General features: G+C 59.1%; 6 protein-coding genes. 5 read left to right on the top strand and 1 reads right to left on the bottom strand.

Features of this window, described 5'->3' with window-relative positions:
* Positions 1–570 precede the first annotated feature (570 nt).
* The 5 genes from C2E15_RS14220 (at position 571) to ompC (ending at position 10,357) form a co-directional block, all read left to right on the top strand.
* Positions 571–3,807, top strand: a complete 3,237-nt coding sequence (locus tag C2E15_RS14220; RefSeq protein ID WP_167391881.1) for an Ig-like domain-containing protein — start codon at positions 571–573, stop codon at positions 3,805–3,807.
* 291 nt (positions 3,808–4,098) lie between these two features.
* Positions 4,099–5,454 carry a TolC family outer membrane protein gene (locus C2E15_RS14215; RefSeq protein ID WP_104957950.1) on the top strand — a complete coding sequence of 452 codons (1,356 nt, stop codon included), beginning with the start codon at positions 4,099–4,101 and terminating at the stop codon, positions 5,452–5,454.
* Positions 5,455–5,489: 35 nt separating this feature from the next.
* On the top strand, positions 5,490–7,622 hold the full coding sequence (locus C2E15_RS14210; protein ID WP_104957949.1) for a type I secretion system permease/ATPase: 2,133 nt from the start codon (positions 5,490–5,492) through the stop codon (positions 7,620–7,622).
* Positions 7,619–8,788, top strand: a complete 1,170-nt coding sequence (locus tag C2E15_RS14205; protein WP_104957948.1) for a beta-barrel domain-containing protein — start codon at positions 7,619–7,621, stop codon at positions 8,786–8,788. Before C2E15_RS14210 ends, C2E15_RS14205 begins: the two co-directional genes overlap by 4 nt.
* Before the next feature lie 462 nt (positions 8,789–9,250).
* Positions 9,251–10,357: a porin OmpC gene (gene ompC, locus C2E15_RS14200; RefSeq protein WP_104957947.1), complete on the top strand. Its 1,107-nt coding sequence runs from the start codon at positions 9,251–9,253 to the stop codon at positions 10,355–10,357.
* A gap of 42 nt (positions 10,358–10,399) precedes the next feature.
* Here the strand turns inward: ompC and C2E15_RS14195 are convergent, their stop codons facing one another.
* Positions 10,400–10,678 (bottom strand): hypothetical protein, encoded by a 279-nt coding sequence (locus C2E15_RS14195; RefSeq protein ID WP_104957946.1) that lies wholly within the window; start codon positions 10,676–10,678, stop codon positions 10,400–10,402.
* Positions 10,679–10,821 lie beyond the last annotated feature (143 nt).

Raw genomic sequence — 10,821 nt, 5'->3', positions numbered from 1 at the left:
ATCGTTACCGCTATTGCCATCGCCACCGGTGTTGCCGCTATCATTGTGGTGGTCGCCGCTCGCCGTGCGTTAACCGGGACGGGAATCGCGGTTTCGCGTTCGGCTACGCCAACATGCGCATTTTCGCCGCCAGGGAAATTCCTAATTATTTCCGCTGCGTATCAGCGATGGGCGGCACGATCGCAAGCGGCAGCGCCGCTTAACAACGCCAGCGGCAGCGCGCGCGCAGGCAGCGTCATATCAGGCTCTTAGCCAGTTATCATGTAAAAAAAAGTAAAAAGAAGAGACTGCTGTTCTGGTACCAACGATTAATATTATTAATCGATAAGATAAACTGATGGAGATGCTGGTCTTATTTGTTTTCTTTATACCTGTTCGCGTATGACGGTAACTAACCGTTTTTAGGTAATGTTTTCATTCCTTGTTAATGGGCTGATTCAGCTCCGGTGCGCGCCAACTCCCCCTTTCAGCGTTTGAAAGGATAAATAAAGCTGTGCAATTCATCCCGGCTTCGGCCGCAGGATGCGACTGCCTACGGCAATTCTTCAGCTGCGCCACAGGAGATTTATTATGGCCAACACCACCGATCGACAGCGGCTTGCCGCCGCGCTTCCTTTTTCCGATGCTACCCTGCAGAGCAGCCTGGCGGCTGAAACGGATGCCGCCTCGTCCCGCGTGGCGACGACATCCTCATCCAGCCATCAACAGGATGACGCCCCGACGCGCGCAGCGAACGAGACGATCACCATCAACCCGATCTCCATTGATAATACCATCGGCTATTACGAACATGGCAACGCCACCGTGGTGTCCGGCTATGTGCGCCAGGGCAATCCGGGCGACACCGTAACCGTGACTTTGCACGGCAAAAGCTACAGCGGCACGTTGGGCAACGACACAATGTGGTACGTCGCCGTGCCGGAAAGCGATATCGCGCAAATTCCTAACGGCAAAGTGACCGTTAACGCCTCTCATACCGACAGCGCAGGCGTGGCGCACGCGGCCAGCAGCCAGATTAATCTGCTGGCGGGCACCGTGAGCCCGTCGGTACCGGTGCTGTTTCTTAACAAGGTGACCGGCGACGATGTGCTGAGCGCCGTCGAACGCGGCGGCGATCTGTTGATTTCCGGCTGGGGTCGCAATATCGGCGAAGGGTATGAGGTGACGGTAACCCTGAACGGCCATCAGTATCACGCCACCACCACCAAAGACAGCCGCTGGACGATCAGCGTGCCGCAGGCGGATGTGCAGGCGCTGCCGGAAGGACAGATCACGCTACTGGCCTCGCTCGGCCATGAGGCGCGCGTCGCTGAGGTGGCGAAAACCCTGACGCTGAATAATGAGGGCGCCGGCAAGGCATCGCCGTCGCTGGCGATCGATACCGTTTCCGCAGATGACACCATCAGCCTGTATGAGATCGGCGCCACCACCTTTCTTACCGGCCATGCCAGCCGCATTCCGGCAGGCAGCCGCATTAAGCTGACCATCGCAGATAAAATCTTTTATGGTGAAGTCACCAGCGACGGTGTCTGGAGCGTCAAAGTCGGACAGCTCTATAACGCCAAAAACGCCAACTCCACCCATGCGATCGTCAGCTGGCAGGACAGCGACGGCAACGAGGTCGCCGCCAGCCGCGAAATCCATCTGGTGCCTTCTGATTATCCTTATAAATATCCAATGGCGTTTCAGATCGATACCATTAGCGTCGACGGCAAAGTCGACGCGCAGGAAGGGCAGAGCGATCTGATTATCACCGGCTCGAAATTCTCCGGTGAAAACCTTGGCTTCGGTGATACGGTTTACGTCACGCTTAACGGCAAAACCTACACCGGCGTGGTGGAGGGCGGCAACTATGACAACCACTGGCAGATTACCGTGCCCGCCAGCGATGTGCAGGCGCTGCCGCCCGGCAGCTATACGGTGATCGCCTCGATTAATGCTACGCTGAACACGGGCGAAAGCGTGAATAGCACCCAGACCAAAACCTTTACCGTGCTGGACCCCGATCTGGCGTTTAACCCGATTTCAGTCAATAACGCCATCACTAACAATGAACATGGCAATGCCACGGTCATTTCCGGCTACGCGTATCAGGGAGCGCCGGGCGACACCGTGCTGATCACGCTGCATGGGAAAACCTACAGCGGTAAGCTGGGCAACGACGGCATGTGGGCCGTCACCGTGCCGGAGAGCGATATCGCCGCCATCCCTGGCGGCAAAGTGAGGGTCACCGCCGACCATACCGACAGCGCAGGCGTGGATCATCATGTCAGCACGCAGTTTACGTTGCTCAACAGCAACAGTAAGGTGCCGACGCTGGCGGTGAATAAGGTCACCGGCGACGATGTGTTGAGCGCCGTCGAGCGCGGCGGCGAGCTGCTGATTTCCGGCTGGGGCCGCTATATCGACAGCGGACATGAAGTGCAGGTAATGCTGAACGGCCACACCTACAGTACCAAAACCACCACCGACAGCCGCTGGGTGATTACCGTGCCGAAGGAAGATGTGCAGATGCTGCCGGATGGACAGATTACGTTGATCGCCACCGCCTTCTACGGCGGGGCGAAGGAAGTGGCGCAGGTGGCGAAAACCCTGACGCTGAACCATAACGGCGCCGGCAACGAAACGCCGGTGTTAACCATTGATACCATTTCCGGCGACAACAACGTGGATGACGGTGAAATCGCGGCACCTTTCTATATTACCGGGCAGGCCACCGGCGTTCCGGCGGACAGTACGGTGAAATTGACCGCGGGGGACAAGGTCTTTTTCGGCACCGTTACCAGTGAGGGCGTCTGGAGCGTAAATGTTCCCGATCTGTTTAGCGTCAAGAACGCTACCACGACCCATATTACCATCAGCTATCAGGATCAGGATGGCAATCAGTTCGCTGCTACGCGCACTATCAAAACGGCGGCGGGCGGTTATCCCTATCATTATCCCATGACGTTTGAATTTGATCCCATCAGCGGCGACAACCATCTGGGCGGTGCGGAGAAGCATAGCGATCTGGTTATCAGTTCGTCCCGCTCCTCCGGCGAGGGGCTGGGCATTGGCTCAACCGTGTACGTTACGCTGAACGGTAAAACCTACACCTCTGTCGTTGCGGCTGGCGAAGATGGGCAGGGCTTTGATAACCACTGGCAGGTCACCGTACCCGCCAGTGACGTGGAGGCGCTGACGCCCGGCAGTTATACCGTCGTTGCCACAATGAGCGACTGGCTGAGCTGGAGCGGTTCGAATGTTACCCAGGTACAGGCGAAGATACTCACCGTTGATGCCGATGGCGCGGTGACCTTGAGCGATGTTCAGCCGACGCAGAGTCATGAGGCCTCCGACGCGCTGGTCGCGCACGCGGCGACGCTGACCGCCACGGAAACCGCAGGCGCTGACCATCATGCCCAGCCGCTGGATGCGGCGTCGCTCGGCCTGCACAGCGACAGCCAGCCCTCGCTTGCCGCGCTGGTGGATCGTTTAAGCGCCGCCGATGCTGAACCCCAGACCAAAACGGCGGCACAGCCAACCGCCGGCGCGGAAGCATCTGCGCATGAAGGACAAACGGCGAAGTTTGCCGACGCCGAAGCCGCCGCGCATGACGCGGATGCAGTGAAGGCGACCACCCACGCAGAAACCACCGCGCACGGCGGCGAAGCGGCGCTGTCGCCCGCGCCGGCGGATATGTGGCACAGCGTGACCGCTGCCGGCCACCTTGCTGCGCAGGGCGACGCCGCCGCCCACTATGCGCCGGCAACGGAAAACGCGCTGGCCGAGCTGCTGCAACAGCAGCATGTCCAGCCGGTAGCCTGAGGTAAATGGTTAGTCTGATTTAAGATTTGACCAGATTAATAAAGTTGTTTTTTTAATGATAAAGGCGGCTTTTAGCCGTCTTTATCATTTTTGAGGCGTTATCCCAACGCTTTTATGACAGTGTGACTTATATCCCAAAAAAAATAACAGCGGATAAATTATAAAACTGATTAATAAAATGAATGGAACTCTGTAATAATTCATGATGTTATCTTATCGGGTATTAGCCGTCGGACGGGGAAGCGGATGCCGCCTCACGCGTACGAATAAGAAGAAGGTTGATCGAGCTGCATGCGTAAACTCCTTGTTTCCCTTTGCCTGAGCGCCGCGTGGGGCTGCGCCGGGCATGCCGTCTGGGCCGCGTCAGAGCCTAAAGCCGAATTTAACTGGCGCGCCGCGCCCACCGAAGAGCAGATCGCCACGCTGACCCTGCGCGATGCTATCCTGCGCGCTTTTGCCCGCAATCCGCAGATTGCGCAGGCTGCCGCGCAGATCAACGTCGGCGAGGCGGAGCTGGATGCGGCGAAAAGCGCCTGGTATCCGCAGATCTCGCTGCAGGGCACCGGCGGGCGGTCGCATCAGACCGACTCTTCCGGCAGCCTGAACAACAGCGCCTCCGGCGGCGTCACGCTGAGCCAGCTGCTCTATGACTTCGGCCGCACCAGCGGCGCCATCAATGAACAGCACGCGCTGTCGGACGCCTACCGTTTCGCTCTGTTTGACACCATGACCACCGTCGCCGCCGATACGCTGCAGGCCTATCTGGAAGTAAAGCGCTATCAGGCGCTGGTGGTCTCGGCGCGTAAAAATATCGCCTCGCTGGAACATGTGCGCGATATCGCCACGCTGCGCGCCGACGCCGGGCTGAACTCGCAGTCTGACGTGCTGCAGGCGGGCACGCGCCTGGCGGGGATGCGCGCCACCCTGGAGCAGTACCGCGCCCAGCAGCGATCGGCGCAGGCGCAGCTTACCGTGTTAACCGGCGTGGTCTCCGATAACCTGCCGGAGCTGCCGGAATCGCTACTGCAGCAGCAGATCACCCTCGACCGCATCGCCTATGAAAAGAGCGCCGCGGTACGCAGCGCGCAGGCGAGACAGGAAGCGGCGCGCGAACGCATCAATCAGGCGGCGTCGAACCACTGGCCGACGATTAAAGTCGAGGCGGGGCGCACCCGCTATGAAAACGATACCCGATCCTACTGGGATGATGAGCTACAGCTGCGGGTTGAGGCGCCGATCTATCAGGGCGGGCTGGTCAACGCCAAAACCCGCTCGGCGGAGGCGGAACGTCAGGCGGCGCAGGCGGAGATCCAGCGCGCCAAGCTCGATATCAACCAGCACGCCTCTACCGCCTATGCCGATATGATCGGCGCGCAGCAGCGCCAGCAGGCGGGCGAAACGCAGCTGGAGAGCGCGGAGCATACCCGCTCGGTCTACGCCGACGAATACCGCCTCAGCAAGCGCAGCCTCAACGACCTGCTCAGCGTTGAGCAGGATGTGTTCCAGGCTGACAGCATGCGCCTCACCGCGCTCTACGACGGCTGGAACGCCACGGTACGCTATGCCGCGGCGGTAGATAACCTGCTCGATATCATGGGCATCGATCGTGAAAAGAACAGTGGCGATCTGCTGCCTTCACTGCAGTAGGGCGCGGGCAATAAGAGATGAATAAGGCAGCTAATATGACAACCTCGACCGAAAACTGGATTGCGGCGATGCTGCGAGTCGCCGCCCGCTTCGGCAAGCCCGCTGACGGGAAAACGCTGCGCCAGCAGATGCGCTGGTTTGAGCATCTGGCGCCGGAGCAGCAGCTGGAGCGCCTGGCGGGTCTGCTGGGCCTGCACCTGACCATGACGCCGCGCGAAAAGCTGCGCTGGCGTCAGGAGGTCACGCCGGTGATCCTGCTGCTGGAGAACGGCAGCGTGGCGGTGGTGGAAGGGATCGATGCTGACGGACGCGCGCGTTACTGGCTGAGCGAAGGCGGTGACGTGGTGCGCGAAAGCGAGCTGGCCGAGCTGCTGGCGCAGGCGCAGGGGCAGGTGGCGGTGCCCGGCGTGGCGGCGCGCGGACGCGACGCGCGCATCGATGAGTTTGTGCAGCCTTATGAGCAGCACTGGTTCTGGAAAAACTTTCGCGGCATGGGGCGGCGCATCGCCGAGATCTCCCTCGCCTCGGTGGTGGGCAACGTACTGGCGCTGGCGGGCATCCTTTTCTCAATGCAGATCTACGACCGCGTGATCCCGGCGCAGTCGGAACCGACGCTTTGGGTACTGTTCGTCGGCGTGCTGATTGCCGCCGCGATTGAGTACCTGATCCGCCTGATGCGTACCCAGGTTTCCGATCTGATGGGTAAGCGCATCGACCTGAAAGTCTCCTCAATGCTCTTCGCCCGCGCGATGAATATTCGCAACGAGGCGCGGCCAAAATCGACCGGCTCCTTTATCTCCCAGCTGCGTGAGATCGATCAGGTGCGTGAGCTGCTCACCTCGACCACCGTCGGCGCGGCGGCGGATATACCTTTTATCATTCTGTTCCTGTTTATCATGGGCTTTATCGGCGGGCCGCTGGTGATTATTCCGCTGCTGGCGATCCCGCTGATCGTTATCCCCGGCCTGCTGGTGCAGATCCCGATGGCGCGGCTGGCGAAGGAGGGGCTGCGCGAAGGCGCGCTGCGTAACGCGGTGCTGGTGGAAACCATCGAGGGTGTCGAAGATATCAAGGCGCTGCAGGCGGAGCCCTATTTTCAGCGTCAGTGGGAGCAGACCCACGAGGTCAGCGCCGCTATTGGCATGAAACAGCGCCTGTGGGGCGCGCGGCTTACCGGCTGGGCCTCTTCGGTGCAGCAGTTGACCTACGCCGGGATGCTGGTGTTCGGCACCTATCTGGTGCTGGCGGGCGATATCACCACCGGTACGCTGGTAGCCAGCAGCCTGCTCTCCTCGCGCACTATCGCGCCGCTGATGCAGCTGACGATGATCTTCTCGCGCTGGCAACACGCCAGAAGCGCGATGACCGGCCTTGACGAGCTGCTGAAAAAGCCGCTCGACCAGCCGGAGGCGGCGGAGATGGCGCACTGCCCGACGCTGACCGGCCATTATGATCTGCGTAATGTGCAGTACACCTATGATGAAGAGAACGTCAAAAACGTGCTGAACGTGGCGCAGCTGCAGATCAAGCCGGGCGAGCGCATTGCGCTGCTGGGCAAGGTGGGCGCCGGAAAATCGACGCTGCTGAAGCTGCTGGCCGGGCAGGCGAGGGCGACCCAGGGCAAGGTGATTGTCGACGGCGTTGATATCAGCCGCATCGATCCGGTCGACCTGCGACGTCAGCTCGGCTGGCTGTCGCAGGATTCGCGGCTCTTTTTCGGCACCCTGCGCCAGAACCTGATGCTCGGCAATCCGCACGCCAGCGAACAGGAGATGCTGCAGGCGCTGCGTGTCAGCGGGGCGCTGAGCCTGGTGCAGCAGGATGCCGCCAGCCTCGACCGCATTATCAACGAGGGCGGGCGCGGGCTTTCCGGCGGCCAGCGACAGATGGTGCTGCTGAGCCGCATGATCCTGCGCCAGCCCCAGGTGGTGCTGCTGGATGAGCCTACCGCCTCAATGGATGAACAGCTGGAAGAGCATGTGATCCGGCAGATGAAAAACTGGCTGAGCGGACGCACGCTGGTGCTGGTAACGCACCGTCCGGCGCTACTGAAGCTGGTGGACAGGATTGTGGTAATGGATAACGGCCGCATTGTGGCGGACGGCCCGCGCGACGAAATATTGCGCGCCGCCGGCGCGGTGAAACCGACAAAAGGGGACGCGGCATGAGCCAGGTGACGGTAGAACGGGAACTGAAAAAGCGCGAACGCAATACGTCGCTGATTATCTGGATCTGCAGCGCGGCGCTGCTGATTTTTCTGGTGTGGGCGCACTACGCGGTTCTCGATGAGGTGACGGTCGGCACCGGTAAGGTGACGCCGTCGACGCGCGCGCAGGTGATTGAAAGCCTGGACGGCGGCATCGTTAACCAGCTGAACGTGCATGAAGGGGATATTGTCACCAAAGGACAGATCCTGGCGCGTCTCGATCCGACTCGCTTCCAGTCCAACTTTGGCGAGGCGCAGGCGAAAGTACGCACCCTGCGCGCCTCGGCGGAGCGTCTGCGCGCCGAACTGACCGGCGCGCCGTTGCAGTTCAGCGCCGACACCCTGCAGGAGCCGGAGCTGGTGGCGCGCGAAACTCAGCTGTATGAGTCGCGGCGGCGCAACCTGCTGGAAACCGTCAGCAATCTGCAGCAGTCGCTGAAGCTGGTGCAGGATGAGCTGCGCATGACCGAGCCGCTGGTAGCGAAGGGCGCGGCGGGGGAGGTGGAGGTGATCCGCCTGCGCCGTCAGGTCAGCGAGCTGCGCGGCAAAATCGATGAGGCGCGCAATGAATACGCGGTGCGCGCGCGCGAAGAGCAGGTGAAAAACAACGCCGAGCTGGATGCGCAGCTACAGGTGCTGACCGGCAAAGAGGATCAGCTGACGCGCGCTACGCTCTACTCGCCGGTGCGCGGTATCGTTAAGGATATTCAGGTCACCACGGTGGGCGGCGTACTGCAGCCGGGCGGCAAGCTGATGGAAATTGTGCCGCTGGAAGATCAGCTGCTGATTGAGACGCGCATCAACCCGCGCGATATCGCCTATATCCGTCCCGGCCTGCCGGCGGTGGTGAAGGTGACCGCCTACGACTCCTCTATCTATGGCGATCTGTCGGGTGAAGTGGAAACGGTATCACCTGATACGCTGCAGGATGAGGTGAAGCGCGATCAATATTATTACCGCGTCTACGTACGTACGCAAAAAGCGGAGCTGGTTAACCGCGCCGGACGTAAATTCCCCATTGTGCCAGGCATGGTAGCCAATGTGGAAATTAAAACCGGTCAGAAATCGGTGATGGATTATTTGATTAAGCCGCTGAATAAGGTCAAAGAGGCGATGCGTGAACGTTAATTCAGGTGATTAACTTTACAGAAAATGACAAACTGGCGGGAAATAAAAAAAGCCGGACAATCAATGTCCGGCTGAAAATAAGGGTAAAACAGCTCATTCGGGGTGAATGAAGGTAATAATCAAATAAAATGATGATAGCGGGATCTATTTTATAACCTGAACGAAGAATATTTTTATCATTCAGTGCTTAACCTGCGGCATTGTTTAACCCCCTGATATCTATAATTACAGATATTTCTTATCAATACGTGCGGTAATTTTTAACGCTATGTGCTGTTTAAAAGTTCCCCGTTATTTACATTTTTCTGCATTAAAAAAATATAACGAAACAGTTTTGGAAATTTAGTAGCATTTTCGTGATGGATTATTACCCCTGGCGACTGAACAATGAGATGCCGACTGAAAATTAGACATTCGGCACGCAGTGGCACTTAAAAGGCATTTAACCAGAGGGTAACAAAAATGAAACGTCGCATTCTCTCCCTGATGGTCCCGGCGCTGTTGGTAGCAGGCTCCGCGGGCGCAGCTGAGATCTATAATAAAGACGGCAACAAACTTGACCTGTTCGGCAAAGTGGACGGTCTGCACTATTTCTCTGACGACGACGGCAGCGACGGCGATAACTCTTACGTGCGTTTCGGCTTTAAAGGCGAAACCCAGATTTCTGAACAGCTGACCGGCTACGGCCAGTGGGAATATCAGGTTGCGCTGAACCACGCCGAGTCTGAAGGCACCAAAGATTCTTACACCCGCGTCGGCTTTGCTGGCCTGAAATTCGGCGATGCCGGTTCTTTCGACTACGGTCGTAACTACGGCGTGGCTTACGATATCGGCGCATGGACCGACGTGCTGCCGGAGTTCGGCGGCGATACCTATGGCGCGGATAACTTCATGTTCCAGCGCGCCAACGGCGTAGCGACCTACCGTAACAACAACTTCTTCGGTCTGGTGGACGGCTGGAACTTCGCCGTGCAGTACCAGGGCAAAAACGACAGCAACCCGGAAGAAGCGGGCAGCCGTAAAGCGACCGGCCAGAACGGCGACGGCTGGGGCCTCAGCACCACTTACGATCTGGGCAATGGCCTGGGCCTCGGCGCGGCGATGTTCCAGTCTGATCGCACCAACACCCAGAACAGCGGCGCTATCCTGGGCAACGGCGACAAAGCGGAAGCCTACACCGGCGGCCTGAAATATGACGCCAACAACATCTACCTGGCGGCGATGTACACCCGTTCCTATAACGCGACGCGCTTTGGCGACGACGAGCATCCGACCGCGTACGGCTTTGCCGATAAAGCGGATAACTGGGAGCTGGTTGCGCAGTATCAGTTCGACTTCGGTCTGCGTCCGTCTCTGGCGTACGTCTCTTCCCGCGGCACCGATATCCAGGGCTGGGGCAAGCAGAACCTGAAAAAATATATCGACGTAGGCGCGACTTACTACTTCAACAAAAACATGTCTACCTATGTTGATTATCAGATCAACCTGCTGGACGACAACGCGTTTACCGACGCCGCCGGCATCAACACCGACGACGTAGTGGCTCTGGGCCTGGTTTACCAGTTCTGATGTAGCCCTTTGACGACAAGGCGACGCTCAGCGTCGCCTTTTTTATACGCGTCGGGCTGTCGCCCCGGCCTGCGCGCTCAGCGTATTTTGCCCCGGGGCGGCCGCCTCAGCCTGCGCGTTGAGCAGTGAGCCCTGCTGCGGCGGCAGTGTCGTCCCAGCCTGCGCGCTGAACAGCGAGCCCTGCTGCGGCAGTGTCGCCTCGCGCTGCTCCAGCGCCACACCCCACATCCCCTCAAACGCCGTTCCGCCCAGCGTAAAGCTGCAGCAGGTCAGCAGCCTGGTCAATCCGCTCACCAGGTCATCCGGTTGTACGTTACGCATGGTGACTCCCGCTACGATAAAAAGAGAACAGAGGGGATCAAGCACGTCCTGTGCCAGGTTTTAGCACGGGTTAACGCGGCGTTTAGGCACGTTTGTTAACATGAGGCGGGCGAAGATGGTGCAGAATAGGCCGCCGCGGTGCA

It is taken from the genome of Mixta gaviniae (genome assembly GCF_002953195.1).
Taxonomy (GTDB): Bacteria; Pseudomonadota; Gammaproteobacteria; order Enterobacterales; family Enterobacteriaceae; genus Mixta; species Mixta gaviniae.
This window is presented reverse-complemented; position numbering and strand designations above follow the sequence as displayed.

Coding starts and splice junctions, on each gene's coding strand:
- C2E15_RS14220 (WP_167391881.1), top strand. CDS start 571: ATGGCCAACACCACCGATCGACAGCGGCTTGCCGCCGCGCTTCCTTTT.
- C2E15_RS14215 (WP_104957950.1), top strand. CDS start 4,099: ATGCGTAAACTCCTTGTTTCCCTTTGCCTGAGCGCCGCGTGGGGCTGC.
- C2E15_RS14210 (WP_104957949.1), top strand. CDS start 5,490: ATGACAACCTCGACCGAAAACTGGATTGCGGCGATGCTGCGAGTCGCC.
- C2E15_RS14205 (WP_104957948.1), top strand. CDS start 7,619: ATGAGCCAGGTGACGGTAGAACGGGAACTGAAAAAGCGCGAACGCAAT.
- ompC (WP_104957947.1), top strand. CDS start 9,251: ATGAAACGTCGCATTCTCTCCCTGATGGTCCCGGCGCTGTTGGTAGCA.
- C2E15_RS14195 (WP_104957946.1), bottom strand. CDS start 10,678: ATGCGTAACGTACAACCGGATGACCTGGTGAGCGGATTGACCAGGCTG.